The 25218-nt window shown below is 71.2% G+C and carries 25 protein-coding genes and 1 tRNA gene; 7 read left to right on the forward strand and 19 right to left on the reverse strand.

The genetic code is table 11. The annotated features are described in order from the left end of the window. Window positions 1–88: 88 nt before the first annotated feature. The 3 genes from NL114_RS06235 to NL114_RS06245 all read right to left on the reverse strand — a co-directional run bounded on the left by NL114_RS06235 (window position 89) and on the right by NL114_RS06245 (window position 4455). A complete protein-coding gene (locus NL114_RS06235) occupies window positions 89–1789 on the reverse strand; it encodes a sensor histidine kinase (protein ID WP_254823931.1) in 1701 nt (566 codons plus the stop codon). A gap of 72 nt (window positions 1790–1861) precedes the next feature. Beyond that, on the reverse strand, window positions 1862–2041 hold the full coding sequence (locus NL114_RS06240; protein WP_254823932.1) for a hypothetical protein: 180 nt from the start codon (window positions 2039–2041) through the stop codon (window positions 1862–1864). 140 nt (window positions 2042–2181) lie between these two features. After that, entirely contained in the window at window positions 2182–4455 is a 2274-nt protein-coding gene (locus NL114_RS06245; RefSeq protein ID WP_254823933.1) for a nitric-oxide reductase large subunit, read from the reverse strand. A gap of 187 nt (window positions 4456–4642) precedes the next feature. On the opposite strand from NL114_RS06245, the gene NL114_RS06250 reads away from it, so the two are divergent. After that, window positions 4643–4753, forward strand: a tRNA-Ile gene (locus NL114_RS06250). A gap of 147 nt (window positions 4754–4900) precedes the next feature. Next, a complete protein-coding gene (locus tag NL114_RS06255; protein ID WP_254823934.1) occupies window positions 4901–5299 on the forward strand; it encodes a helix-turn-helix domain-containing protein in 399 nt (132 codons plus the stop codon). A 470-nt stretch (window positions 5300–5769) separates the two neighbouring features. On the opposite strand, the gene NL114_RS06260 is transcribed toward NL114_RS06255, so the two are convergent. Then, entirely contained in the window at window positions 5770–7008 is a 1239-nt protein-coding gene (locus NL114_RS06260; RefSeq protein ID WP_254823935.1) for a PGF-CTERM sorting domain-containing protein, read from the reverse strand. Window positions 7009–7243: 235 nt separating this feature from the next. After that, the gene (locus tag NL114_RS06265; RefSeq protein WP_254823936.1) at window positions 7244–7630 is read right to left on the reverse strand and encodes a DUF5518 domain-containing protein; all 387 of its coding nucleotides are present in this window, start codon (window positions 7628–7630) and stop codon (window positions 7244–7246) included. Between the two features lie 267 nt (window positions 7631–7897). Between NL114_RS06265 and NL114_RS06270 the strand changes: the two genes are divergently transcribed. Further along, window positions 7898–8161, forward strand: a complete 264-nt coding sequence (locus NL114_RS06270) for a DUF7861 family protein (protein ID WP_254823937.1) — start codon at window positions 7898–7900, stop codon at window positions 8159–8161. 114 nt (window positions 8162–8275) lie between these two features. Beyond that, window positions 8276–8989 (forward strand): helix-turn-helix domain-containing protein, encoded by a 714-nt coding sequence (locus NL114_RS06275; RefSeq protein ID WP_254823938.1) that lies wholly within the window; start codon window positions 8276–8278, stop codon window positions 8987–8989. Here the strand turns inward: NL114_RS06275 and NL114_RS06280 are convergent. From NL114_RS06280 to NL114_RS06300, 5 genes are all read right to left on the reverse strand, one after another. Continuing rightward, complete coding sequence (locus NL114_RS06280) at window positions 8968–9333, reverse strand: hypothetical protein (protein ID WP_254823939.1); 366 nt, start codon at window positions 9331–9333, stop codon at window positions 8968–8970. The genes NL114_RS06275 and NL114_RS06280 overlap by 22 nt on opposite strands. 69 nt (window positions 9334–9402) lie before the next feature. Further along, window positions 9403–10077 (reverse strand): nitrous oxide reductase accessory protein NosL, encoded by a 675-nt coding sequence (locus NL114_RS06285; protein ID WP_254823940.1) that lies wholly within the window; start codon window positions 10075–10077, stop codon window positions 9403–9405. Window positions 10078–10088: 11 nt separating this feature from the next. Next, the gene (locus NL114_RS06290) at window positions 10089–10907 is read right to left on the reverse strand and encodes an ABC transporter permease (RefSeq protein ID WP_254823941.1); all 819 of its coding nucleotides are present in this window, start codon (window positions 10905–10907) and stop codon (window positions 10089–10091) included. Beyond that, a complete protein-coding gene (locus NL114_RS06295; RefSeq protein WP_254823942.1) occupies window positions 10907–11782 on the reverse strand; it encodes an ABC transporter ATP-binding protein in 876 nt (291 codons plus the stop codon). Before NL114_RS06295 ends, NL114_RS06290 begins: the two co-directional genes overlap by 1 nt. Continuing rightward, window positions 11779–13794: a NosD domain-containing protein gene (locus NL114_RS06300; protein ID WP_254823943.1), complete on the reverse strand. Its 2016-nt coding sequence runs from the start codon at window positions 13792–13794 to the stop codon at window positions 11779–11781. The genes NL114_RS06295 and NL114_RS06300 overlap by 4 nt, the downstream gene beginning before the upstream one ends. A 378-nt stretch (window positions 13795–14172) precedes the next feature. Here NL114_RS06300 and NL114_RS06305 point away from each other — a divergent pair, with 378 nt between their 5' ends. Then, the gene (locus NL114_RS06305; protein ID WP_254823944.1) at window positions 14173–14625 is read left to right on the forward strand and encodes a pyridoxamine 5'-phosphate oxidase family protein; all 453 of its coding nucleotides are present in this window, start codon (window positions 14173–14175) and stop codon (window positions 14623–14625) included. A gap of 28 nt (window positions 14626–14653) precedes the next feature. Here the strand turns inward: NL114_RS06305 and NL114_RS06310 are convergent, their stop codons facing one another. From NL114_RS06310 to NL114_RS06320, 3 genes are all read right to left on the reverse strand, one after another. Further along, the gene (locus tag NL114_RS06310; protein WP_254823945.1) at window positions 14654–15574 is read right to left on the reverse strand and encodes a winged helix-turn-helix domain-containing protein; all 921 of its coding nucleotides are present in this window, start codon (window positions 15572–15574) and stop codon (window positions 14654–14656) included. 72 nt (window positions 15575–15646) lie between these two features. After that, complete coding sequence (locus NL114_RS06315) at window positions 15647–16345, reverse strand: alpha/beta hydrolase (protein ID WP_254823946.1); 699 nt, start codon at window positions 16343–16345, stop codon at window positions 15647–15649. Beyond that, on the reverse strand, window positions 16342–17325 hold the full coding sequence (locus NL114_RS06320) for a VOC family protein (protein ID WP_254823947.1): 984 nt from the start codon (window positions 17323–17325) through the stop codon (window positions 16342–16344). The genes NL114_RS06315 and NL114_RS06320 overlap by 4 nt, the downstream gene beginning before the upstream one ends. Before the next feature lie 80 nt (window positions 17326–17405). Here NL114_RS06320 and NL114_RS06325 point away from each other — a divergent pair, with 80 nt between their 5' ends. Next, the gene (locus tag NL114_RS06325) at window positions 17406–18641 is read left to right on the forward strand and encodes a hypothetical protein (RefSeq protein ID WP_254823948.1); all 1236 of its coding nucleotides are present in this window, start codon (window positions 17406–17408) and stop codon (window positions 18639–18641) included. Window positions 18642–18695: 54 nt separating this feature from the next. After that, window positions 18696–19652: an alpha/beta fold hydrolase gene (locus tag NL114_RS06330; RefSeq protein ID WP_254823949.1), complete on the forward strand. Its 957-nt coding sequence runs from the start codon at window positions 18696–18698 to the stop codon at window positions 19650–19652. A 48-nt stretch (window positions 19653–19700) separates the two neighbouring features. Here NL114_RS06330 and NL114_RS06335 read toward each other — a convergent pair whose 3' ends face one another. The 6 genes from NL114_RS06335 to NL114_RS06355 form a co-directional block, all read right to left on the reverse strand. Beyond that, entirely contained in the window at window positions 19701–19997 is a 297-nt protein-coding gene (locus NL114_RS06335; protein ID WP_254823950.1) for a DUF7123 family protein, read from the reverse strand. A gap of 87 nt (window positions 19998–20084) precedes the next feature. Next, window positions 20085–21866: a MutS-related protein gene (locus NL114_RS06340; protein WP_254823951.1), complete on the reverse strand. Its 1782-nt coding sequence runs from the start codon at window positions 21864–21866 to the stop codon at window positions 20085–20087. A 583-nt stretch (window positions 21867–22449) separates the two neighbouring features. Further along, window positions 22450–22575, reverse strand: coding sequence for a hypothetical protein (locus NL114_RS21600; RefSeq protein ID WP_286671100.1), 126 nt, complete (start codon window positions 22573–22575; stop codon window positions 22450–22452). 81 nt (window positions 22576–22656) lie between these two features. Further along, window positions 22657–23466 (reverse strand): endonuclease NucS, encoded by an 810-nt coding sequence (gene nucS / locus NL114_RS06345; RefSeq protein WP_254824684.1) that lies wholly within the window; start codon window positions 23464–23466, stop codon window positions 22657–22659. A gap of 150 nt (window positions 23467–23616) precedes the next feature. Then, a complete protein-coding gene (locus NL114_RS06350; RefSeq protein WP_254823952.1) occupies window positions 23617–24231 on the reverse strand; it encodes a DUF6735 family protein in 615 nt (204 codons plus the stop codon). A 94-nt stretch (window positions 24232–24325) separates the two neighbouring features. Then, window positions 24326–25105: an SDR family NAD(P)-dependent oxidoreductase gene (locus NL114_RS06355; RefSeq protein ID WP_254823953.1), complete on the reverse strand. Its 780-nt coding sequence runs from the start codon at window positions 25103–25105 to the stop codon at window positions 24326–24328. Window positions 25106–25218 lie beyond the last annotated feature (113 nt).

Genomic DNA, 25218 nt, shown 5'->3' on the forward strand with positions numbered 1-25218 from the left:
GCGGACCACAGGGAGCCAGCAGGGGGAGTTGAGAACGTCCCCGTGGCCGTCGCTCCCGCACGGAGTCGTGAACCGAGCCGCGGCGCGGTCACCTGTCCGCTTCCCCGCCGGCCGCCCCCCACATGTCCGTCGGGGCCGTGCCGCCCTCATCGGCCCGAGTGAGTTCGACATCGGTGAACTCGAAGCGCGCCCCGCCGTCCACGGCGTCGGTGATGGTGAGCGACCAGCCGTGCGCCTCGGCGATGGTGTCGACGATGGCCAGCCCGAGACCGCTGCCGTCGCCGCCACTCTCGCCGAACTCCAGGACCGATTCGCGCCGCTCGGGCGGGATGCCGGGACCGTCGTCGGCGACGAAGAAGCCCGGCTCCTCGTCGAGTGGGCCGACCGTGACGGCGTTGCCACCGTGCTCGACGGCGTTTCGGAACAGGTTCTCCAGAACCTGTCGGAGCCGGTCCGGGTCGGCCCGGAAGGTCATGTCACCCTCGACGACGAGGGCGGCCTCGGCCGTGCCGACCGTCGACCACGCCTTCTCGGCGGCCGTCGCCAGCGAGACGGGCTGCTTGTCACCGACGTCCAGCCCCTGCCGGGCCATCGTCAGCAGGTTCTCGATGAGCCGCTGCATCCGCTCGAGCGACCCCGCGACGGCCGCGAGGTTCTCGCTGTCGTGCTGCTCGCGTGCCATCTCCAGCCGCCCGGATGCCACGTTCAGGGGGTTCCGCAGGTCGTGAGAGATGACGCCAGCCAGCTGGCCGAGTCGCTCGTTCTGCTGCTCGATCTGCCGCCGGTAGCGCTCCTCACGGGTGATGTCGTTCACGAGAACCATCCGACCGATGCGGGTGTTTCCGACGGTGAACGGGTTGGTGGACACGTGGAAGTACCGGGGCTCCCCGTCACGCTCCAGTTCGAGGACCTCGCCGCTCTGCGCCACCTCCCCGGCGAGCACGGGCACCCGGTTCTCGAGGCGGTCACCGACCGCCCCCTCGAGTTCGGGGAACAGCTCGACGGCGGCCTCGTTCGCGTCGCGGATGGTCCCGCTCTCACCGAGGATGACGACGGGGTCCGCGATATCGCCCGCCAGCCGGACGGCCTGGAAGCGCTCGGAGAAGACGAACAGCACCCCGACGGCGAAGGCGGCCACTCCCAGCGGCTCGTAGGTCATGTCGACCAGTACCGCGCTCCGCCGGCCGAGGATATCGAAGAGGAGCGGCAGGCCCGTCAGCCCGAGCAAGAACGTCAGCGCCCGGGCATCGTAGCCGGTCAGCGTGAACAGTTCCAGCAGCATGAAGCCGCCGACGGCCGCGAGCGCGTACGAGAGCCCCATCGCGAGCCAGTGGAACAGCCGGTGCTCGACAGCCAAGTGGGGGAACGGCGACGTAGCTGCCGTCGTGGTGAAGTAGAGCCCGTGGATCGGGTTCGTGAGCTTCACCGCCACCACGACCACGAAGATGGCGACCGCGATGCGGCGATAGGTCGTGTTCCGGTGGAGGGCCCGGCCGGTGTAGGCCGAGCAGAAGTAGAGCCACGCACCGACCGCGGCGAAGCCGACGACGAGACCGACGTAGTAGGCCGCGAGCCGGACCGCCGTCACCGGAACGACGAGGAAGACCACGTGGGAGATGGCCCACAGGCCGCTCGCGACGAGTAGCCCCGCCATCCCCCGACGGGTGTCGTCGTCCTCGATGGTCGACAGCCGGGTGAGGCTCGCGATGCAGGCCAGCGCCGCTGCTAGGAACACGCCGACGTAGACCAGCAGGGGGAGTGACACAGTGACGCCCAGTGTGGAGAGCACCTAGCGGCCGCGACGCAGTTGAGATACAAACAGGTTCCGGTGATTCCCAACCGCAGACCGGGTTCGGCGCGATTAGAGGCCGTAGCGGCCGGTCAGACCGCAGTCCTCGCAGCGGATCTCGACGGTACCGTCGGCGGCCCGAGGGCCGCGGACAACCTCGCGGGAGCCACACGAGGGGCACGCCAGCCACGCGTAGATGGACTCCGGGGCGCGTGCCGAGTCGTCGGGCGGCGAGAGGGTGCTTTCGGGCATGGTCGGTGTCTGCGGTACGGGCTCGGCGGGTGAAGGCCTTCCGGCAGCAGTGGCCGGCGGAGTTAAACGTGTATTCCGTTGTCGCCCGTGGATGGCCGCCCACGGGTCGGCAGGCGCGGGGGGCAGCCGGCCAGGACGCGTCAGTCGTCAGCCAGGACGCCCTCCTCCGCACGTTCGTCCTCGGGCGTGACCGCGCGGAGCCGGAACCGCTTGCGGACCACGTCGTAGCCGAACAGCAGCGTCCCGATGATGATGAGCGTATCACCCGGCAGGCGTGCCCAGAACAGCGCCTGCACCAGCTCGCCGTTGTAGAACGCCAGCGACCGGGCGGCGTCGTACCCCTGCGTGAAGACGACCTCCAGCTGGAGGATGCCCACGGGCAGGACCGAGGCGAACACCATCACCGCGAGCCCCAGGTTCCAGCACCAGAACGCCCACCGGAGCCGGTGCTCGGTCCAGCGACCGGGGTCGACGGTCAGCCGGAGCATGTAGGTCGCGAGCCCCAACGCGAGGAAGCCGAACGCCCCGAACATCGCCGCGTGGGCGTGGGCCACCGTGAGGTAGGTGCCGTGCTCGTAGTAGTTGACCAGCGGGAGGTTGATGAAAAAGCCCAGCACGCCTGCGCCGACGAAGTTCCAAACCCCGCTGGCGACGATGAACGCGAACGGGAGGCGGTACGGGAACGACTCGCCGGCCTGCCCGAGGGTGCGGTACTCCGCGATGGCCTCGAACAGGATGAACACGAGCGGGATGAGTTCGAGGGTGGAGAAGACGCTCCCCAGCGGCACCCAGATGTCGGGCTGGCCGATCCACCAGTAGTGGTGCGAGACACCGATGACGCCGGTCCCCATCACGAGCAGCGCCTCGACCATGACGGCCTTCTCGGCGGACTCGCGCCGGAGGAGGTTCATCGACACCAGCGTCAGGCCGACGACGGCGACGATGAAGAACTCGAAGGCACCCTCCACCCACATGTGGACGACCCACCAGCGCCAGAACTCCGTCATCACGATGTTGGTCTGGGGGGTGTACAGCATCCCGGCGACGAACAGGAGGCCGATGGAGCCGCCGGCGTAGAGGATCATGTGCGCCAGTCCGTACCGGGGCTCGTCGGCGAGTAGCGGCCGGAAGCCCCGCGCGACGAGGAGGGTCCACAGCCCGAATCCGACCAGCAGGCCGAACTGCCACACCTTGCCCACTTCGAGGTACTCCAGCCCCTCGTTGCCGAGCAGCCACCACCAGTCCCCGAGGTAGCCGTTCGAGCCGAGGTAGATGCCGGCGAACCCGCCGACCACGACGACCACGAGCGCACCCAGCAGGACGTTCACGTAGCGGGTCTGGTTCGCGGGCTCGACGCGGGTGAACAGCGGCGGGAGGAACAGTCCGGCGCCGAGCCACAGCGTGGCGATCCACAGCACCGCGAGGTCGATGTGGTAGGTCTTCGCGATGGCGAACGGCATGACCTGAAGGATGTCGACGCCGACGAGCGCCCCCAGCCCGAAGAAGGCGTCACGTTCGATGTAGAAATGCGCCAGCAACCCGCCCAGCAGGGTCTGTGCGGCGAACAACCCGGCCGCGACCGGGATGAACCGCGTCGCGGCCCGCTGGCTCGGGAGCAGGGCGACCGCGTCCGGCTCCGGCACCGAGATGCCCTCGACCTCGGGGTCCGGGAGGTCCAGCGAGCGGTAGAGCCAGATACCCCCGCCCGCTGCGGCCACCAGCAGCACCATCGCGAGCACGCTCCACGTCATCGCGGCCGCCGTCGGGGCGTTGCCCGCGACCGGGTTGTACGGCCAGTCGTTCGTGTAGGTGTGCTCGGTTCCCGGGCGCTCCGTGTGAGCCATCCAGGCGGTCCACAGCGCGAAGTCGGCGAACCGGCGGGCGTCCTCGGCCGTCGCGATCATCCCGGCCGGCACGCCGCGCTCGCGGTCGCCCTCGTGGTACCGCTCGACGTACGTCTCGCGCACCTGCTCGTGGGCGTACGCCTCGGCGGCCGACAGCTGCACGGGCGAGGTCGTGTCCGTGCTCGCGAGGTCCGACTCGACACGGTCGTCTACGGCGGCCTGCTCGGGCCCGTCGAGCGTGTCGTAGTCGCCGCCGTACCGCTCGCGGGCGTAGAACTCCCGCATGGCCCCGACCTTCAGGTCGAGCGCGTCGGCGGTGTAGTCGACGCCGTAGTACGCGCCGTTCCCGAGGATGGAGCCGTGGTTCATCAGCCCGTTACGCTGGAACTGTACCTTCCCGGCCCGGACCTGCTCGGCGGTCGCGACCGTCCCCCCGTCGGGTCCCTCGAACTCGCGGGGGATGGGCGGCGCGTTCTCGTAGGAGTACAGCGCCCCGGCCCCCATCACGACGAGGTTCGTGATGAACGCGAACGCGAGCAGTCTCGCGATGGTTCGACGACTGACCTGCATGTGGGCGGCAGACACGGCATCGGGGAAGTATCTCGGGGCGATTGCCCGGGCGACGGGAACCGGGGGCGAAGGTGTTCGGATGCACGTATATGCGGAACTCGGCCGGGGGGAGACACCGGCCCGGACCACACACACACGAGTGCGGGAAGAGACAGCTATTTGGGCGCCTAGGGTAGTATCCCGGGTAGGGCCCTTAGCTTAGTCTGGTTTAAAGCCCCCGGCTCATATCAGTTCCTCGACACTTTGTCGAGCACTGTGAGACACCGGGTGAGCGCTGGTTCGAATCCGGCAGGGCCCATCCAGGCTTCTCGCGTTTCCTGTTCAGCGAGGGTGACCTTCCAGCACGCTGTCGGGCCGATTAGGAGTTCCGCCGGGACGATATTCTGCGGGTGGTTGGAACACTTCGACAAAGGTATTTAGACTGCTGGTCGGCTACAGCGAGACGATGGGCAAGCTCGAAGGGCTCGGCGTGGGCCAGCTACAGGCGGCCCTGGAGGAGGCAACGTCGGCGAAGGGCGCGAAGCGGCTCATGGTGGCGCTGGCCTACAAGGACGGGGTCGGCACCGACGTGCTCTCTACCAGATACGGCATCCCGAAGTCGACCGTCTACTACTGGCTCGACCGCTTCGAGGAGCGGGGACTGGAGGAGGCACTGGAGGACGAGCACCGTCCGGGTCGCCCCCCGAAGCTCACGGTCGAACAACGCACCGAGGTGGAGTCCTGGCTGGCCGACCCACCGGAAGACGCCGAGGAATGGACCGCACCACGACTCCAGCAGCGGATCGTCGAGGAGTTCGGCGTCGAGTACTCCACCGCCCACGTCCACCGACGGTTCCTCTCCTGACCGCTCGGAGTTACAACCGCAATCATCACTTCGTCGGCCGGGGTCGGTCAGCTGTTCCCCGGTCAGTAGCCCTCGACCGAGAACCGGAACGATATCTCATCCCCACCGATTCTTCGACAGGTATTACAGCTGGATAGACCATCTCCTGTTCTCGGTCTGGTCGATGCGTCGCGCCTTCCATCGCGATCCGGTGCTCGGAGCGGAGCGGGAGTCGGACACCGATATCCGAGAGACGGTTCGCGTCGGGCCGGCGCCACCGAGGGCGCGCACATCGCGGGCGACGAGAAGCCCGGGCTCGTACCGGCCGGTTCCGTCGCCGCCGCGGCGGAATCCGTCTGCGACGGAACGGCCGTCGACGCCGACCAGAGAGAACGGAGAAGGGCACGGACCCCGGGCGCCCCGGGGGGTCAGCCGCTCGAACCGTGGTCACGGGCGCGGGTGCCCGTGTCGGTCAGCTGCGATTCCGATGGTCAGGCCTGGCGACGCGCGAGCAGAGCCGCGCCGACGAGCGCGATGACAGCGACGCCGGCACCGAAGCCGGGCTGGCCGCCGCTGATTGCGCCGCCGCCGTCACCGCCGGACTGCATCGAGACCTCACGGGCGGAGAAGTGGTTGATACCGACCACCACGTCCGTCGAGGCCTGCGCGCTGCTCGAGGAGCGCACGAGGTACTTCGAGGTCTCGCCGTCGTTGGTCGCACTCTGGACCTCGGAGTACGAGGAGGCTTCGGCCGCGGCCTCACCGTCGACGTACACCTCGGCGTCCTCGGCGTTCTCGAAGGCGGCCTCCGAGACGCTCATGATGACGACCTTCCCCTCGCTCTGGCTCCGCTCGACCGTCGCGTTGAACGTGCCGGCCGCGTTCTCGGTCACCTCGACCGTCGTGTCCTCGCTGTAGCGGACGACGTCGGCGCTGCGTTCCTTGGCCTCCTCGCTGGAGTCCTCGGTCGGCGAGTCGGTCGCGGTCGGCGTGCTGTCGCTGTCGTCGCTGTCGTCGGCGTCGGCGTCGCTCGCGGCGTCACCGGCGGCCTGGACGTACACCTCGGCGACCGCGGTGCCGTTGGCGATCATGCGCTCCTGTTGCTTCTCGGAGTCGTTGCGCTCGCCCTCGTACTGGCGGTAGACGACACGGCTGTTCTCCTCGGCCATCGCCGTGACGTTGCCGCCGTCGGAGACGGTCACGTTCCCGTCACCGACGACGATGACCGTCGCCGTGGCGCCGTCGTCGCTCGTGATGACCGCGCGCTTCTCGGATGCCTGCTCGGCCTCGGAGCCGTCCGAGCTGTTGAAGCGTGCGACGTGGCTCTCTCCGTTCGCCTTCACGACCACGATACCGCGGTCGTTGTCGTGGGCGACGAGCTCCGCGCCGCTCTCGGACTGGATGGTAGCGCTCGTGCTGGCATCGAAACTACTGGCGAGGCTCAGGCCCGCGCCGGAGAACCCGGCATCGCCGCTGAGCCCGAGTTCACCACCGGTCTGGGACTTGGCCTCCGACGTGGACTGGACGCTCAGCCGGTCGACGACCGTCTTCCCGTTGACCGTGTAGTCCACGACCGCGCTGTCGGCCGTCTCGAACGAGACGTAGGTACCGCTCTGTGCCTGCGCGGAGGACTGCCCGCTGGCCGCATTCGTCGTCGCGGCGGCAGCCACCGGCGTCCCCACGGCGGAGACGACCAGGGTGACCGCGACCACGAGTGCTTTCCAGTTCATGCTGCCTCGCCGCTATCCCGTGGGTTTGTATAAGCTTGCTGGCCAGTCATGTGAAACGGACACACGACACTATCCGGCAATCAGCGGCCCGTATAACCGGAGCTACCAGAACGTATCGCCGAACGGCAAGAGTTGCTGTCAGTGAGTCGTCACACAACCAGGTGGTAGCGCTCGCGCGACGTACACCAGTGACCGAACCTGTACATCCGGCCGTGAGGTCACGTCCCCCGGCCGTTCAGCGGGTCGCATCGGCGCGACCGTCCTCGAACTCCGCAAGGACGTAGACGCCCAGGTAGCCGCCGATCGCCCCGAGAGCGACGTTCCAGGCCAGTGCGAAGACGAACACCACCACGCCGAAGGCGAGCCCGAGCCCGGCCTCCGTGAGCCCGCCGCCCGCCAGGAACAGGCCGAAGATGCCCACCACGAACATGAGGAGGAGGACGAACGGGACGGTGGCGATGGCGCCCGAGAGCGCGCCGACACGGGCTCCCTCGCTCCGGTCACCGCGCTGGAGATAGCCGGCCACACCACCACCCAGTAGCGGCGAGAAGCCGGTGAACGAGAGGACCACCGTGACGAGGGCGCCGATGACCGCGTTGAGCAGGGTATCTCCGTCTCCCATATCCGTGAGGGCCACCGCCGAGGGTATCAAGCCATGGGTAGCTCAACCGCCGCTTTCACTCAGACACGGACATACACGGGAGAGCGCGCGCACGGGACGTTTGCGAGGGCGTCCTATGAGGGCATCCTACGGTCGGCCATGCGACGAACGAGGTGCCGGGACTGAAGCCGGCCGAGGCGGTCGTGGCTGTCGTGGAGGCGACACGTGACGGGGCGGCCGTCACCGCCCGACCGGAACGCCCGTGCTATCGGGGCGCCAACGGCGCGTATGGCCCACGACCGCGTCCACGCACGGCTGCCCCACGACCCCGAGAACTGGTGGCTCGGGACCGTCACGGACCTCTCCGAGCGTGACGGCCACGCGGTCTTCACGGTCCGGCCGGACGGTGACGAGAGGGGCACCAACCCGGACAGCACCGAGCCGGTCGAACTCGTGGTGACGGTCGCGGTCCGCGACCTCGTCTGCCGCCGGCTCGCGGCCGACGAGCCGGTCGGCGAGCGTGTCTGGTTCCGGGAACACGGTGGGCGCTGACCCGATGGAGTTGTCCTATGACAGAGATCCGGAAACACATGCCGGATTCCGGAGCGCTGCCGCCGGACCAGGCACCAGAGTGAGCTTAAGGTTGTCGCACGACAAGACGTGGCCGTGCGAGAGTTCGCCTTCTCCCTCCACTTCGAGCCAGGGGTCGACCGGGTGATGGACGCCTTCATGCAGGCGCCAGGGGCGCGCTCGGAGGCGTTCCTCTGCTCGCTCGACGGCGAGCAGTCGTGGCGGCTGGAACGCGTCGTCGGCCCGAGCGCAGCGCTCGACCGCATCGAGGACCGGCTGCTCGCGGCGGGCGGGGAGTCCATCAGCGGCCGGCCGTGCGACGGGGAGCACTACGTCGACCTGCTCGACGCGGGTCCCGGCCACCGGGTCGTCTACACGTATCTGTCAGACATCACGCGCTGTGAGACGGTCCCGCGGCTGGCGACCCGGTATCTCCCCGGCGGCGTCCTGTTCCGCCTGGCCCGGCAGGGGAGCGAACAGCGCTGGCAACTGCTGATGCGCGACGACGAGAAGGTCGGGCTGCTGTACGACGCCCTGAGCGCGGCGCTCCGCGACGGGCTGACGTTCGAGTTCGGCCACCTCGACGCCGCGAGCGGCTGGGCGGCGGACATGTTCACCTCGCTGACCATCCCGCCGGACCAGCACGAGGTGCTGGCGACGGCGGCCGAGATGGGCTACTACGAGACACCGAGCGAGACGACGCTGGACGCGGTGGCCGACCGGCTCGACCTGCCGCGCTCGACGGCCTCGTACCGACTCCGCCGGGCGGAGGCACAGCTCGTCGAGTACTACCTCTCGGAGACGCTGTGAGCCGGAGGCCCGTCAGACGGGGGCGACCGGTCGGCTGCCGGCGCCGCCGCGTAGCGACAGTCCACCGGGCCGACCTGCGCTGGGTCCGCGAGCAGGACCAGCCGCCGGTCAGCCGCCCGCTCGACCGCCACCGGCTCGAACCCCGGGTCGTCGAACGCGGCCGCGTAGCAGTCCGGGCACACCGTCGCGTGGACGCGGGCATCGGCCACCGGACCCGGCAGCACGCCATCTCCCGGGCCGTCGGCGAGCGCGCGTAGCTCCGTCACCGGTTCGCTCCGGCCGATGGGCTCGCCACACCAGTCACACCGCCGCCGGCCGGCGGTCCCGTCCCCCGCGGTCGTCATCAGGAATCGCCTCCGTCGGGTGTTGGTGAGCCGACCCCATGGCTCGTCGGTTGGCGCACGACGAATCGCCTATCCACGGACGAGCGCGGGCGTGATGTCCTCGAACGCCAGCAGCTCACCACCGTACTCCGACTGGAACGCCTCCGCGTCGGCCGAGTCGGAGAACGGGACGATGGCTGTCGTCATGGCTCCCTTGATGTCGCTACGGGCGACGTAGGTCATCTCGCGGGCCGGCCCGAACGCCTCGGCCGCGACGTGCGAGGAGACGAACTGGTCGCCACCCTCGCTGAACACCTCCCAGTCGACGGCGGAGTAGTCGGTGACGTAGATGGCCGTCGGCGACCAGCCCGCGTCGTCCTTCGCGAAGTGGTAGTCGAACAGGCAGGGGTTCAGCGCGTCGAACCACGCGGGGTTCGCGTGGTTCTCGGGCTCGTTGTCGCAGTAGAATATCTGCCCGACCGGGCCGGGGTGGCGCTCGATGACCATCCCACACTCGTCACAGCGTTTCGTCCCGGAGAGTGCGATGGCCGCCGGGTCCGTCTCGTGGGTGCAGTCCTGGCCCGTGAGCGACGAGCACCCGGCCAGGCCGGCGACCGCGGCGGCGCCGCTAGCCCGCAGCACCGCCCGCCGAGAGAGCGGCGGCGGGACGTGAGTCCCGCGATGCGGTTCTCGATTCGATGCGTCCGTCCGGGTGGTATCTGTCGGGGTCGGTGCGTCCGTCGTGTCCGTGATGTCTCGAGTCATGGGTTGATGGGTCAGTCGATGCCGGTGATCGCGAGCGTCGCCACGACGAGGGAGCCGATTCCCCAGGCCAGCAGCGCCAGCACCGCCGGGAGGGGGGCACCGGCGCTGACCGGCGAGGTGACGACCGGCGCGACGACGGTCTCCAGCACGAGGCTCCGGTAGGCTCCGTTCGGGGTGAGCGTCAACACGACCGGGAGCGCGGACTCGGGCAACAGGTCGGTCGCCAGCCCGGCGATGATGAGGAGGTCCAGTCCGACGACGAGGAGGACCACCACCGCGACCGCGACCGCGACCCCTCGGCGGACGACCCGGACGACCGCCGAGAGCGCAGTGAAGATGGCCGTCAGCACCGCCGTGAACAGCGCCGTCAGGACGACGAACCGGACGAACAGGACCGGCGAGTCGAGACCGCTGTGCTGGACCAGGAACGTCGATTCGACGCTGCCGAGCGCCACCATCACCAGCACGACCAGCAACGGCACCAGCACGGCGCCGAGCAGCGCGGTCACCCGGCCGAGGTAGACGCCGGCGACGTAGGTCCGGACCCTGGCCGGGTAGGTCCGGACCAGTGCCAGCTCGCCGCGCTCCCGGTCGCCCAGCACCGCCCGGGAGACGAACGCGGCGGTCAACAGCGGGAGCAGGACCTCCAGCGGCGTCAGCAGCGACAGTACGGTCGGGACGAAGCCGGTGCTCCCGCTCACCCAGACCAGCCCCACCACCGCCAGCACGAACCCGCCGGCCAGCAGCAGGTGGACGCGCGTGCGGGTCAGGGTCCGTAGCTCACGGCGGACGACGGCCCGCAACGCCGTGCGGTCGACTGACGGCGCCATCACGCATCACCCCCGTTGGCGGCCGCGGTGTCGTCGCCGGCTTCCTCATCCTGGACGGTCCCGGACCCGGGCTGGACGGTCCGGCCCCGGCCCACCTCGGCGAGGAACGCATCCGTGAGCGTCTCGGCGTCGCGGGCGGCACAGACCGCCTCGGGTGTGTCGTCGACGACCAGTCGCCCCCGGTTCAGCAGGAGCACCCGGTCGGCGACCCGCGAGACGTCGAGGTCGTGCGTCGAGAGCAGTACGGCCGTTCCCTCATCGGCGGCGAGGTCGGCGATGACGTCGTAGATGTACTCGGTCATCGCGGGGTCGAGGCTACTCGTGGGCTCGTCCAGCACGAGCAGGGCAGGGTCGCCGAGCAGCGCCTGCGCGAGCCCCACGAGCCGGACCATCCCGCCCGAGAGCGCCTCGATGCGGCGGTCGCGGAGCTCCGCCAGCCCGACCCGCTCGAGCGCCTCGTCGACGCTCACGCCCCCCTCCACCAGGTCGGCGTAGAACGATAGCGTCTCCGTGACCGTGAGCCGGGACCGGAACCGGGGCGCCTGCGGGAGGTATCCGACCGCGCGTGGCCCCTCCGCGGCGACCGACACTTCGCCCGCGTCGGCCGGGAGTAGCCCCGCGATGACCCGGAGCAGGGTCGTCTTCCCGGAGCCGTTCGGCCCGACGAGCGCGGCCACCTGCCCCGCCCGGAGGCGCGTCGACACCCCGTCGACAACCGTCAGGTCGCCGAACCCCCGCTCGACTCCCTCGAGGGTCAGCACCGGCTCGCCGGCGTCGGGCGGCGACCGGTGGCCGTCGCTCCGGGCCGTCGCTCCGTTCGTCATCATCTTTTTGCCGTCCGCGGCCGCCGCGCCCGGCTGGGTCGTGTCCGTCATGGGTTCGTCCTCCGTGTCGTAGCCGCCGTGTCGGTCGTCAGACTGGTCGTGCCGACCGTCGTGTTCCCCGCGTTCGCCGGGACGGGCGCAACCAGCGGGTCCGGGAGCGGTTCGGTCCGCTCGCGGGCCCGGGCGAGCCGTGACGCCGGGTCCGTGCCAGCGGGAGCGGTCAGCGGCGCGGTGTCGAGCACGCCCGCGCGCCGGAAGCCGGGGACGCTGGTCCGCATGGCCCGGACGAGGGCCACCGCGGGCGAGCGGGCCAGCGCCGGCCCACCGGTCGTCCGGGCGGCGGGGCCGTCCACCGGCCCGGTCGGGCGGAACGCGCGGTCGAGGGCGCCGTCACCGTCGCGGTCGTAGCCGGGCGCGCCCGTCCAGTAGTTGCCGACGCCGTCGACCGTCCAGACCTGGAGCGACCCCATCGAGCGGTCACGGGCGTGCTCCCCGTTGTCGACGAAGTCGTTCCGGGTGACGCGGTTGGTCGGGAGGAGCGTCCCCGTCCGGGCGCCGTCCTCGTTGCGCGCCAGCAGGTTGCCGACGTAGTAGCTGCCCGAACTCGTCGTCTGGACGCCGTAGCGGTTGTCGAACAGCACGTTGTCGGCGACGTACGAGCGGCTGCCGGCCACGCTCACGCCGCCGGCGCTGTCGCGGACGGCGTTCCCGACGATGGCGTTCCCCGTCGGCCGGGTCATCACCACGACCCCGATGGCGGTGTTCCGGACGTCGTTGTCCCGGACCAGCGCGTTCGAGGTGTACATCTCGTGGACGCCGAACCGGACCCCCTCCATCGTGTTGTTCCGGACCACGAGGCCGTCGGCCCGGTGGGTGTAGACGGCGTCCCGACCGCCCTGGAACTGCGAGTCCTGAACCACGACCCGCGACCGGAACGCGAGCAGGTCCATGAACCCCGCCGACCACGGGGTGTCGCCGACGACCCGGACCTCGCGGGCGACGCTGCCGTCGCTCTCGATGAAGACGATGCCGTTGGCGGGCGTCCGGACACCGATATCGTGGGCCAGCGACCCGTTCGCATCGACGAACCGGACCCCAGCGTCGGCGACGGCGTACGCGAGTCGGATGCGCTCGCTCCAGTTCTCGGCCCGGGAGAGGTTGCCCACCTGTCGGTCACCGACGCCCGCGACCCGGAGCGAGGAGATGGCCGAGCTGGGCGCCCGGAACTCGACGACGGTCCCGTTGCCATCACCGAGCAGGACGGTTTCTGACCCGGCACCGCGGAGGGTCAGCGGCTTCCGGACGGTGAGGTTCCGGACCCGGTGGACGCCCGGCCGGAGCCGGACGGTCGTGTTCGGCGGTGCTCGCTGGACCGCCGCGGCGACGGACTCACCCGGGTCGACCGTGGCCGCGACGGGCCGGTCCAGCAGCGGGTCGGTCGCGGTCACCGTCCCATCGGCCCACGCCGCCCGCTGGCGCACCGTCTCCCGCCACGCCGCCGGTGACCGGCCGTCGTCCGCGACCGGCAGCTCTCGGACGGTCTCCCACCGCTCGATCCGGCCGCCGAACCGCTCGGTGAACCGCTCGGCGTCCGCCCGCGAGGAGAACGGCACCACGGTCGGGCCGGCGGGAAGCCGGGCCTCGCTCCCGACCACGAAGTGGGCGTCCTCGGCCCGGACCCAGTCCGGCTCCCCGAGCGCGTCCGTCGTCAGGTAGCCCTCCGCGGTGCGGTTCGCCCCCTCGCCGGCGAAGTCGGAGACGTAGACGACCAGCGGCCGCCCGTAACGGTCCTCGTGGCCCGGGCGCTGGAGCCGCGCGACGAGGCTCTCGACGCCGTAGTAGCCGACGCCGAACTCGAAGCGGGCGTAGTACACCTGTGCTCGCGGGATGACGGCCCCGACCCGGTCCGCCTCCGACACCTCGACCTGCGTCATCCCGACGCTCAGCAGGTCCTCGAACGCACCGGGGTCGTCGTTGCCAGTCCCGGTCCCCGCCACCGCGAACGACCCACTCATGGCTACGACGAGGGCGAGAATCACGGCGGTGGCGAGTTCGTATCGCATGTGCGAGAGGGTCGTGCCTCGGTTACCTACATGTGGACCCGCGTCGTCTCGGAAGCGTCGGCCGGAGCGACCGGCCGCGCTCGGTCAGGGCGTACTCACCCGGCATGGCCACCGCGAGCGGTCCGGCGGCCGCATCACACCTGCCGGTGTCGCCCGATCCATCCTGTATCACCCATGTGAGAGCGTTCGCCGCGGACAGCAATGATAGCTGACCTGTCGAGCGACAAGGTGAGTCCGGGCTCACCGGCAGCCCGCAAGGCACGGGCCTCGACCGGCCGTCGTCCGCGACCGTCAGTCACGCGGACGTGAGACGAACCGGTATCCCGGAGTCCGGGAAGGGACACACGGTATTTGGTCTGTGGGCCCCTAGCACGGCGCATGGACGACACGGAGAGCGTAACCATGGATGAGGACGAGCGCGACGCGTTCCTCGGCACCGGCGGAACGGGCGTCATCTCCTACGCACGCGCGAGGGACGAGCCACCGTACGCCGTCCCGGTGTCGTACGGCTACGACGCGGCCGAGGAGACGTTCTACTTCCGGCTGGCCGTCGGGCCGGGCGGCGAGAAATCCGACCTCGCGGGGCGGGCGGTGACGTTCGTCACCCACGGGGAGACGGACCGCTACCGCAGCGTGGTGGCGTCTGGACGGCTGGAGCCGACCGACGAGAAGGGAATCGGGACGGACGCGATGGAGGGGCTTCGGCGGGTCCACATCCCACTGCACGACGTGTTCGAGCGGCCGCCGTCGGAGGTGGCGTTCGAGTTCCACCGGCTCGTACCGGACGAGCTGACCACCCGGGTCGAGTCGACGACACCGACGAACGGTTGAACGGCAGCGGCGGGCAGCGGCGCACCCGTCAGACCGGGCCTCGCTCGGCGTCGCCGACACGCGCGTCCGCGTCGACCCGGAGGCGGAGGCGCTCCCCACTGGTGGTCATCGACACCGCCGCCACCGGCCCGTCGGGGGCCTCGTCCCCCACCTCGACAGCCACGTCGAGGCGGTCGACGACGTACCAGATGGGCTCTTCGCGGACATCGACGGAGTGGTCGTGGCAGAACGCGACGAGTGCCGGGTGGTCGAGGACGGTGTAGTCCACCTCGACGGAGGGGCCGCCGCCACACCCCCCGCAGACGTACCGGACGAACGCGGGCGCGTCCTCGTCCACGTCGTGCGGGAGGCTGTCCGGGTCGGTCGTGAGATGGCTGTCGACGCGGCCGCCACACCACGGGCAGACCCCACGGTCGAACAGGAGGAGCTGGCTCCGCGCCCACGCGTCGACCGCCCGGAGGAGGGCGTCGGCGTCGTCGCTCCGGTCGGCGGCACCGTGCGGCGGGAACTCGTAGTGGAGGTAGTCCGCCCCACACGCCGGGCAGTCCACGTCGGTCACGCCGTCACCGCGGCTGGCGACCGTGAGCGCCGACCCGCACTCGGGACAGTCCCACTCCTCGGTCCGGGCCTCGACGGGCGGACTCCCGGCGAAGACCCCACGGACGAGCAGCCGGTAGATGGTGTAGCCGGGGTAGGTGAGGTAGTAGCCCTCGCGCTCGTCGTCCTCCTCGAACCGGCCGACGAAGGTGTCGCCGAGCTTCTGGAGGTGGTAGTTGAACCGGCTACTGTCCCGGACGCCGACACGGGCCCGGAGCTCCGAGAAGGAGAGCGAGGTCGGCGCGCCGTGGGGCTCGGCCCGTCCGAGCTCGCGGAGGATGTCGAGCCGCGTCGCGTCCGCCAGCGTCTCGAACGCCTCCGTCGCCGTGCGGTCGTCGGAGTGGTGGCTCATGGGGCAGGCTGCGGAACACCCCGACATAGGTCTTCGGCCAGCCGGCGTACGGACAGACAGCAGCCGGTGGGGTCACGCCTCGACCAGCCGCGCCAGCAGCGCGTCCACCCACGCGAACTCGTCGTCGGTCACCTCGTGGCCGACACCCTCGGAGACGCGTTCGGTCACGTCGGCACCCAGCGCCCGGAACACATCGCCGGTCGCTCGCACCCGCGCGACGGGGACGTACGGGTCGTCGGCGCCGACGCCGAGGAGGACGGGCGCACCCGCGCAGTCGGCCGTGTCGTCGCCCACGTACCGCTCGGGGTCGATGTCGGGACCCAGCAGCGACCCGCTGAGGACGACCACGGGCGAGGGGGCCGGGTTCCGAGCGGCGTACTCGGCCGCGATGCCGGCACCCTGCGAGAACCCCAGCAGGACGACGTGCTCGCGGTCGAGGCCGAGCCGGTCGACGGCGTCCGCAACGACGGCCTCGACGACCGCGAGCGCCGACGACAGGTGTGGCTCGTTCCGCTCGTGGGGCGCATCGGCGGCGTGGGGCAACCAGCGACTCCGCTCGGCGTCGGGCGCGAGGACGGTGACCCCGTGGCGGTGGACGGGTTCGAGGAGGTTGACGACGCCCTGCGCGGTCGCGCCGCGGCCGTGGAGCGCGACGACGGCGGCCTCGGCCGCGCCACGGGGGGCGCCCGCGGCCACGACCCGGCAGCCGCCGTGCGGGCCCGGAACGTCGGCCGTCGGGTCGGTCCGGCCGTCGCCCCCGGCGCCGGTCATCGCCAGTCCTCGACGGCGGGCACCTCGACCGGCGGCAGTTGCCCCTCGACCATCTCGCGGTCGTCCTCGGCCCACGGCGGGAGGACGAGCGACTCGCCGAGGCTGTCGACCGCCTCGTCGACGGTGAAGCCCGGCTTCTCGGAGGCGAGTTCGACGAGGACGCCACCGCCGGGCCGGACGTAGACGGAGCGGTAGTAGTGGCGGTCCCGGACCCGCGAGACCTGCACGCCGCGCTCGCGGAACAGGTCGTGCCAGTCCATGAGGTCGTCGTCGGGCACCCGGACGGCGACGTGGTGGACCGTACCCGGCCCCTCGCGGCCGAAGCCGGAGACGGACTCGCGCTCGTGCTCCGTCGCCGACCCCGAGCCGGCGCCGCGGTCCAGCAGGTCGAGAACGGTCCCGTGGTCGCCGCCAGCGCGGTAGCGCACACGGTCGCCGTCCTGCCCGACGTGGTCGAGGCCGAGCGTCTCCAGCACGCTGGCGGTCCGGAACGGGTCGGCCGGGAGCGCGGTCGCCCCGTGGATGCCCCGGATCGCAACGTCCGCGGGGACGGGCCCCTCGCGCCACGGCTCGACGGCCGAGTCGGCGGCGACGAGTTCCAGCCGGGTGCCCGCGGGGTCCTCGAACCGGAGCAACGATTCACCGCCGAACCGCTGGCGGCGCTCGGTCTCGACGGAGTGGTCGGCGAGGCGGTCGGCCCAGAAGTCGAGCGACCCCTCGGGGACGGCGAACGAGACGGCAGCCCACTGCGGGACGCCGCGGCGCCCGGGCGGCTCCTCCGGATACGGGAAGCAGGTGTAGACGGTCCCGAGGTCGCCGGTCCCGTTGCCGTAGTAGAGGTGGTAGCGGAGGACGTCCTCGTGGTTGACGGTCCGCTTGACCAGCCGCAGCCCAAGGACCCCGACATGGAAATCGAGGTTCGCCTGTGCGTCCCCGACCATCGCCGTGACGTGGTGGATGCCGGGCGTGTCGCTGACCATGGCGGCGCGTTCCGTGGGCTGTGGCATAGGCCCACCGCCGCGGCACAACTGACATAGCGCCCGCCCGAGAGAGCCAGCTCGTGCCGACCGCACTCCCCGAGCCCCAGGTGCTCGCGCACACGAAGCGGCGTCTGTTCCCCGACGACGGCGAGGACGGCTACGCGGTGGCCGACACGCAGTTCGCCACCGACCGCTGGCTGGAGGACCGGCCGGTCCCCGCGGAGGTCCGTGAGGCGCTTGCGCCGTTCAACCACGTTCGCGTCGGCTCGGGCTACCCGGACCTCGTCGGCGTCCGGACGCTGGATACCGACCTGCTCTCGGTCGACCGCTTCGGTGACCCACCGCTCGTCGCCGTGGAGGCGAAGGGGTACGCCGGTGGGACCGTCGACGTCGAGCGCGGTATCGTGCAGGCCCACGACCGGCTGGGCGAGGCGAACGTCGCGTTCGTGGCTGCGCCCGCCGAGGCGGTGACGAACACGAACCGGACGCTCGCACGCGACCTCAACGTCGGCGTCCTCGCGGTCGAGCCGGAGGGCGCCGTCGAGCCGCTGGAGCCCGCCCGCGTCGTCGGGAACCGGACGACCACGGAGGTCGGCGCCATCCGCTTCCAGGCGAGCGCGCAGGGGGTCACCGACCGCTCGTTCGGACTGAACCACCCGAAGAACTACCTCGGCTACGCCGTCGCGGTCCACGCCGACGGCGACACCGCGGCGCTGGTCGACGAGCACGTCGTCGGGGCCGTCGCCGACGCGCGGCGAGGAGCGGCGTTCCTGGGACTCATCGAGGAGACGCCGCGCGGCCCCGGGCTCACCGGGCTCGGTCACGAGGTCGTCCGCTTCGCGACCCGCCACGAGGGGTCGACGGCGGCCACGCTGGAGCGGTTCGAGGACTGGCAGGGCTCCGGGCGGCGCTTCTGTGACCTCGACCCGGCGTGGGGCCAGCTCGCCCGACGCGTCGTCTACGACTACCCTGCGACCGAGTTGCTGATCACGGAGCTCCAGACGATGCACACCGACGGCGTCGGTGACCCGACGCTGGTCGACCTCGTGGGGTGGCTCCACGAACACCACCCGACGTTCACCATCGAGCTGTTCGTCCGCGGGAGCGACGACGCCCGCGAGCGCGTGCTGACGACCGACGGCGACCTGCGGGAGCGCGCGCTCCACGACGGGTCGGTGTATCACTCGCCGACCGTCTTCCAGCTGAAGGCGATGCTGTACCACGCGGGGCTGCTGGCCGAGCGCGGCGCCGAACCCTCGAACCTGGACCCGACGGCCGACAGCTGGCGGCTCCGGGACCCACTCGACCCGCGGTAGTGCCGGTCGCCACCCGGAGCAAGCGTTACGACGACGCCCCGCGACAGCGATACCGTGACAGGACTCACCGACACGGTACGGCGCTTCCGCGAGGGGCGCGACGCCGTCCCGCCGTTCTTCGACGGCGCGACCGAGGGCCCGCTGGCGGTCGGGCGCGAGATATTCGAGAACCCGCGAACCATCGAGTTGCCGGACGGGCGTGACCTGGGCTACGCCGAGGCTGGCGACCCCGACGGGGAGCCGGGGCTCCTCTTCCACGGCTGGCCCAACTGCCGGACGTTCGCGGCCGCGTTCGACGCTATCGGGCGCGAGCGCGGCCTCCGTATCATCGCCCCCGAGCGCCCCGGCTTCGGCATCTCGGACCCGGACCCCGGCCGGCGGCTGACCGACTGGCCCGCCGACGTGACCGCGCTCATGGACCACCTCGGCATCGAGTCGGCGCCGGTGCTCGGCGTCTCCGGCGGCGGCCCGTACGCGCTGGCGTGCGCGTCCGAGATACCCGAGCGGACGCCCCGCGTGGCGGTGGGCTGTGGCGTCGGGCCGATGCAGGCCGTCTCGCCGGCGGCGCGCGGCCCGTTCACCGTCGCGAGGTACGCGCCCGGGGTCATCCGGGCATACCTGCGCGCGGAGGAACTCGCGGAACGGTACGCCCCCGAGAAGCTCATCGAGCGACGCGCGGCCACCGCCGCGGAGTACGACGCGGACTACTGGCGCAGCGAGGCCGGCGAGCTACTCATCGCGACCGCCGTCGCCGCCCGGCAGGGGCACGGGAACGAGCATCTCGTGACGGACCTGCACCTGTACGCGACGGACTGGGGCTTCGACCTCGGAACCATCGACGTGCCCGTCGGGCTCTGGTACGGCCGGGCGGACCGGCTGGTTCCGGTCGACGCGGGGCGGTACCTGGAACGACACGTTCCGACCGCGGAGGCGCACTTCTACCCCGACTACGGCCACGTCTCCGTCGTCCAGGAGAACAAACCCGCCATCGTGGACTGGCTCCGGCGGTAGGCCGAGCGGAACTGGCTCCGGCAGTGAGCCGTATCGGCCGAGGCGGCGTCAGTCGGCGGAGGCCTGGCCGGCGTCGGCGCTCGCCTCGACCCCGGATTCGAGGGCGACCCGCCACGTCGTCGCGTTCGTGTACGCCCAGCGCTCGACAGTCAGGCCCTCGGCGGTCTCATCGAGGTCCGGCATCAGGTTCCCGATCTGCGAGGCCGACATGTCGACGTCGTCGGCGATGAACTTGCTCTTGCAGTAGAACTCACCGTCCGCGGCGCGCTGCCGGAGGTAGCGTTCCAGGCGGTCGGCGTCCGATTCCGCTTCCGCTTCCGCATCCGCACTCGCGTGGACACTCATCGTGGTCTGACCAAGGGGGGCCCTTTCCAACGGCTTTCTGTAAACTCAAAGAGCCGTTTGAGTCCGGAGGGTCGCGGCCGACCGGGACTACTCCGCCCCTTCGCTCCACTCGGCATCCGCGAGCGTCCGCTGGACGGCTTGCTGGCCGACGGCGGCCGCCAGCGTCTCGAAGCCCTGACGCTCGACGGGGTCGCCGGCCTCGGCCACCAGCCGACTGACGATGAACTCCGGCGTCGAGCGCCCGAGCGTCCCGAAGCGGGGCTGGTAGTCGACCTCCAGTTCCAGATCCGTCGTCAGCCCCTCGGCGAAGATACCGTCCGTGCGCGCGGGCGTCGGCAACGGTTCCAGGTCCTCGGCGAGGTGGGTCACGAACACGCCCAGCGCCCCTCTTTCGACGGCGAGCGTCAGCAGGCCGTGGAGGAGGTCGGCCGCACTTCCGGGTTCGGTGATGGCCTCGAACTCGTCGACCAGGAGCAGGGTGCGGCCCTCCTGGGTCACGGGGGGCACGACGGAGCGGAGCGTCGACTCGAGGACGCCGGCGTTGAACGAGGCGTGCCGACGGTGGAAGACGAGGCGGTCGACCACGGTCACCTGCGCGCGCTCGGCGGGGACGGGCAGGCCCATGTGCGCGAGCAGGGCGACGCCCGCGAGCGTCTCCAGCAGCGTCGTCTTCCCGCCGGAGTTGGCGCCGGTGAGGACCGCCACGCGGTCCTCGGTCGGCGCGTCGATGTCGAGCGTGTGCGGCCCCAGCCCGTAGTCGACGGGCTGGACGTCGACGTCGGCCGCCACGAGGTCGAGGTTGCGCGCCCCCTCGACCGCGAGGGTCGTCTCCGTCTCACCCTCGGTCAGCTCGGGTTCCCGGAGGTCGAACGCCACCGCGAACCGGGCGAGCGAGACATCCAGCGCCACGTCGTCGACGGCCGCGACGGCGGTGTCGACGGCCTCGCGCCCGGCTTCGAGGTCGCGTTCGAGGCGCTCGCGCACCTCGCGTTCGCGCTCGTCCACGCGCTCGCGCAGTTCCGCGACGAGCGCGCGCAACGACTCCATGACGAAGGTGTCGGCCGCCGTCGCATCGTCGGGTAGCGCCGCCTGGACGATCGCGTCGTCCACGTCGGCCTCGCGGACGACGTGCCGGCGGAGCGCCCCGCGGAACTCGCTGGCGTCGCGGGCCTCCTCGCGGACCGCCTCGAGGACCGCGTCGGCGTCCGCACGCATGTCCTCCGCGCGCCCGAGCGCGTCGCGGAGCGAGTCGAGTTCGTCGTCGGCGCCACGGGCGACGCGCCGGCCGGTGCCGCTCGCTTCGGCGTCGGAGCCGTGGCCCAGCGCCCGGAGCGCCCGCGTCGCGTCGGCCAGCGCGTCGCGGTCGAGTTCGGCCAGCGGCGCGAACACGCCCTCGGAGACGCCCGCATCGAGCAGCGCGAGCGCGGTCTCGGCGGCGTCGACCTCGCCGGCGCCGGCGTGGTCGTCGAACGCGTCGAGGACGGCCTCACGCGTGTCCTCGTCGAGCGCCCGCCAGGACTCGACGGCGGTCATCGTCTCCGCGAGGCGGTCGGCGATGGCCTCGCGGTTCGCGAGCGGCGTCAGCACCCGGACGCGGTCGGCGGCGCTCTCGGTGACGGCGTACTCCTCGATGAGCGCCACGAGGTCCCGATAGACGGACCGGGAGTCACGCGTCGCGAGCAGGTCCAGCCCCTCGCCGCCCGCGGCCCGGCGGAGGATTCGGGTCGCGCGACCCCGCGAGAGCCCCGCCTCGGCGAGGGTGCGCGAGTCCACGGACTCGATGGCCTCGATGGCGCGTTGCTCGCCCAGTTCCTCGCGCAACAGGGCGGCCGTCTTCGGCCCGACGCCCCAGTAGTCCTCCAGTCGCATCGGTGGAGGGGAGTCGCGGACGGGTGTTATGGCTGCCGGGATGGGGCTGGCGAGACGGCGTTGGCAGTTGGCAGGGAGACGGCTATATCGACCAGAACGAGACCGCACCACACCACGACCGGACAGCCCAGAAAGCCCCCGGCCGCTCGACCTGCCGGGCCTCGCTGCGCGCTTCCCTCACGGCTCGCAGGCTCGCCGCTCGGTCCAGTGCTTGCGTCGTCCGGGCAGGGTCGAGGCGGCCGGCCCCTTTCAGTCCCACCCGATACCGGCTATCGAGGCTCACGGCGCCCCTGCCCTTCCCCGGGTCGCGCGGGCTTGCGCGTCCGCGCTGCGCCACGCGCTCCCGGCCCGTGGACTGGTCGGCTAGCCGGTTCCGGGACCAGGAAGCGCGCGAGCGCCCCACAGTCGAAGCCGCGAGCGAAGCGAGCGTGCTGGAACACTGCGGCGCTCGCGCGGGGAGGTATGGGGACACTAGCACTCCGCTGGAACCACCACGCGCGTCACTCGACTCGAAACAGAGGTCCTGGTGGAATCGAAGGGCGAGCGCTCTCGATCCAGCCCCGGCGACGTAAGCAGCGGGGCGCTACGCGCCCCGAGCGAACGGCGAAGCCGTGAGCACCGCAGCGACCGAAGGGAGCGAGGAGCGCAACGAGCCGCGGCTGGTCGAGAGCGCGAGGGCTTCGTAGGTGTCGTTATCTCCCGCAGCCATTATTTGTGCTTTAGTACCACGATTATCAATGTAATAGAGATATTAGACACCTATACGCCCGATATGTCCATTACCCCTGACTCATGAGTCATCTGGCGGTTCGAGCGAGACGAACTCCAGCCCCTCCTCGGCCAGCAGTTGTCGCGCCCGGTCGGTCACGGAGGGCGCGACCAGCACCCCCCGAACCGCGGCATCCTCGTGCAGCTCCCGTCGCAGCGCGTCCACGTAGCGCGAGAGCTGGCCAACCGCGTCCGGGCCCACACGCCGGCGTTTCAGCTCGAGCACCACCGTCCGGCCGTCGGCGTCCTCGCCGTAGACGTCGACCGCGCCCGCTGGTGTCTGCCGCTCGGTCGCGAGCGGCGTGAACCCCGGCTCGACGAGGTCCGGGTCCGCGAGGATGCGCTCGCGGAGGTCCGCCTCGGTCCCCCTCAGCGCGAGGTCCTCCGGGTCGACCGCGTCGTAGGCCGACACCTGCGCGACGCGGTCGAAGGTCACCACCAGCTCCTCGGCCGGCGTGGTCCGCTCGCTCCGGACGCGCAGGGTCGGCTCGCGCTCGACATCGTCGGCACCCCCCTCCGAATCGCCCCCCTCCGCGTCGCCATCGTCCGCGTCGCCGTCGGCCTCGACCAGCGACGGCTCGACGGTACAGCCGGGCGGCTGCCAGTTCACGGGCTGTTGGCCCTCGTCCGTGTGGACGAGGACGCTCCCGTCGGGCTTGCAGACGAGCAGACGGTCGCCGGGACCGAGCGAGGAACTCGCACGGCCCTCGTACTCGACGCTGCACCGGCCGAACACCGTCAGCATCGCGTCACGGGCGAGCGCGCGCTCGCAGACCGCGAGCGCGTCCGCGGCCGTGGGCGCCACGACCGTCTCGACGCCACGGCCGGCCATCGCGCTCTCGGGCACCGGCGGCGCCGGTGGCTCCTCGTCCGCCCCGCCCCCGGCATCGTCGGCAGCTTCGTCGGTCACTGCCGCGTCGGTAGCGCCGCCCCGGACAACCCCGTTACGGTCGCAAGCAGCCCCGGTGCGCTCGCGACGCGGTCAGGGACCGGCGTCGCTCCGCCCGGGCGCGCACTCGGCCACGAGCAGGCGGTCGGGCCCGACCCAGCGCGCGGCCGTCTCGCGCACCGCCCGCCGGGCCGCTGCGGGCGCGAACCCGCGGTCGACGGCGGCACCAAGGGCCTCTCGCGCGCCCGCAGCACGCTCTCGGAGCGCGTCGAGCGACCCCTCGACGGGCACCAGCACGCCGCCGCGGGCCGGGTCGACGCTCGCCCGACCGATGGCGTCGGCGTGAGGCGCGAGGTCGAACGGGACCGCGAGGTACGCCACCACGGCGAACGCACGGTCGACGACGTAGAGCGCCTCGTGGGCGCCGAAGTCGACGTGGCCGGGGAGCCGACCCCACGGCACGGCGACGGCCAGCGGCCGCGGGTCGACGGCTGTGACCGCATCGTCGGGGACGCGGACCGACTCGGGCGGGTCCGTCGCGGTCAGCAGGTCGCGCAGGAGGGCGGCGGCCCACTCGGCGCGGGGGTCGGCGCCGCCGAACGGCGTCGCGGGCGCGAGGCAGTCGGCGAGGCCGTCGCTCCGGTGGGCGTAGTGGAGGGTGTACCGACCGTCGGGACGCTCGTAGGCGACGAGGGCGCGCTCGCTCATCGGCGGCGTTGCTGCGGCTTCCGGTTTGAACACTCGTGAGCGTCGAACAATGAGTTCGACCGGAAACGGAGGGGTTCGACCGCCGACGCGTCGATTACGTGATGGAGAACCCGCCGTCCACGACCAGGCCGTGCCCGGAGATCCAGGAGGCGTCCTCGCTCAGCAGGAACAGGATGGGCTCGGCGATCTCGTTGGGTTCGCCCAGGCGCTTCAGCGGGTACTGCTTCGCGGCCTTCTCCATCGCCTTCTCCGGGTCGCCCTTCGTCTCGAAGTACTGGCGGCCCAGCGGCGTATCCGTGAAGCCCGGACAGACCGCGTTACAGCGGACGCCGGCGTAGCCGGCTTCGGCGGCCACGGCGCGGCTGAAGTTGAGGACGGCCCCCTTCGTCAGCGAGTAGACCGACTGCTGCGGGAAGCCGAGGAAGCCCGCGAGCGAGGAGACGTTGACGATGGCCGCGTCGTCGTCGCCCTCCTTCAGGTGGGGGAGCGTCGTGTGACAGCCGTTCCAGACGCCCCGGAGGTTCACGTCCATCACGTACTCGAACGTGCCGTCGCTCACGTCCTCGACGTTGGCGGGCGGGTGGCCGGTGCCGGCGTTGTTGACGACACAGTCCAGCCCGTACTGGTCCGCGGTCTCGTCGGCGACCTCCTGGAACCGCTCCTTGTTGGTCACGTCCAGCTTCTCGAACTCGACGATGCCGTCGGGGTCGGCCTCGCGGACCATGTCGACGGTCTCCTGGCCGCCGTTCGTGTCCACGTCGGTAGCGATGACGTTCGCCCCCTCCTCGGCACAGCGGATGGTGGTCTCGCGGCCGATACCCGACCCCGCCCCCGTGATGAGGACGGTCCTGTCGGCGAGTCGTGCGGATGCCATACGTCGTCGTATCCCGGAGCCGTCATAAATCGGTCCCTACATACGGCATGAATCCGCGTGCTGTCGGGCGGTCCCGTGGCCCCGGGGGACGCCGGAAAGGCAGCCCTCGTCAC

Origin of the sequence: Haloglomus halophilum, from assembly GCF_024298885.1 — an archaeon.
GTDB lineage: Archaea > Halobacteriota > Halobacteria > Halobacteriales > Haloarculaceae > Haloglomus > Haloglomus halophilum.

Coding starts and splice junctions, on each gene's coding strand:
- NL114_RS06240 (WP_254823932.1), bottom strand. CDS start 2,041: ATGCCCGAAAGCACCCTCTCGCCGCCCGACGACTCGGCACGCGCCCCG.
- NL114_RS06245 (WP_254823933.1), bottom strand. CDS start 4,455: ATGCAGGTCAGTCGTCGAACCATCGCGAGACTGCTCGCGTTCGCGTTC.
- NL114_RS06255 (WP_254823934.1), top strand. CDS start 4,901: ATGGGCAAGCTCGAAGGGCTCGGCGTGGGCCAGCTACAGGCGGCCCTG.
- NL114_RS06260 (WP_254823935.1), bottom strand. CDS start 7,008: ATGAACTGGAAAGCACTCGTGGTCGCGGTCACCCTGGTCGTCTCCGCC.
- NL114_RS06265 (WP_254823936.1), bottom strand. CDS start 7,630: ATGGGAGACGGAGATACCCTGCTCAACGCGGTCATCGGCGCCCTCGTC.
- NL114_RS06270 (WP_254823937.1), top strand. CDS start 7,898: ATGGCCCACGACCGCGTCCACGCACGGCTGCCCCACGACCCCGAGAAC.
- NL114_RS06280 (WP_254823939.1), bottom strand. CDS start 9,333: ATGACGACCGCGGGGGACGGGACCGCCGGCCGGCGGCGGTGTGACTGG.
- NL114_RS06285 (WP_254823940.1), bottom strand. CDS start 10,077: ATGACTCGAGACATCACGGACACGACGGACGCACCGACCCCGACAGAT.
- NL114_RS06290 (WP_254823941.1), bottom strand. CDS start 10,907: ATGGCGCCGTCAGTCGACCGCACGGCGTTGCGGGCCGTCGTCCGCCGT.
- NL114_RS06295 (WP_254823942.1), bottom strand. CDS start 11,782: ATGACGGACACGACCCAGCCGGGCGCGGCGGCCGCGGACGGCAAAAAG.
- NL114_RS06300 (WP_254823943.1), bottom strand. CDS start 13,794: ATGCGATACGAACTCGCCACCGCCGTGATTCTCGCCCTCGTCGTAGCC.
- NL114_RS06305 (WP_254823944.1), top strand. CDS start 14,173: ATGGACGACACGGAGAGCGTAACCATGGATGAGGACGAGCGCGACGCG.
- NL114_RS06310 (WP_254823945.1), bottom strand. CDS start 15,574: ATGAGCCACCACTCCGACGACCGCACGGCGACGGAGGCGTTCGAGACG.
- NL114_RS06315 (WP_254823946.1), bottom strand. CDS start 16,345: ATGACCGGCGCCGGGGGCGACGGCCGGACCGACCCGACGGCCGACGTT.
- NL114_RS06320 (WP_254823947.1), bottom strand. CDS start 17,325: ATGGTCAGCGACACGCCCGGCATCCACCACGTCACGGCGATGGTCGGG.
- NL114_RS06335 (WP_254823950.1), bottom strand. CDS start 19,997: ATGAGTGTCCACGCGAGTGCGGATGCGGAAGCGGAAGCGGAATCGGAC.
- NL114_RS06340 (WP_254823951.1), bottom strand. CDS start 21,866: ATGCGACTGGAGGACTACTGGGGCGTCGGGCCGAAGACGGCCGCCCTG.
- NL114_RS21600 (WP_286671100.1), bottom strand. CDS start 22,575: ATGGCTGCGGGAGATAACGACACCTACGAAGCCCTCGCGCTCTCGACC.
- nucS (WP_254824684.1), bottom strand. CDS start 23,466: ATGGCCGGCCGTGGCGTCGAGACGGTCGTGGCGCCCACGGCCGCGGAC.
- NL114_RS06350 (WP_254823952.1), bottom strand. CDS start 24,231: ATGAGCGAGCGCGCCCTCGTCGCCTACGAGCGTCCCGACGGTCGGTAC.
- NL114_RS06355 (WP_254823953.1), bottom strand. CDS start 25,105: ATGGCATCCGCACGACTCGCCGACAGGACCGTCCTCATCACGGGGGCG.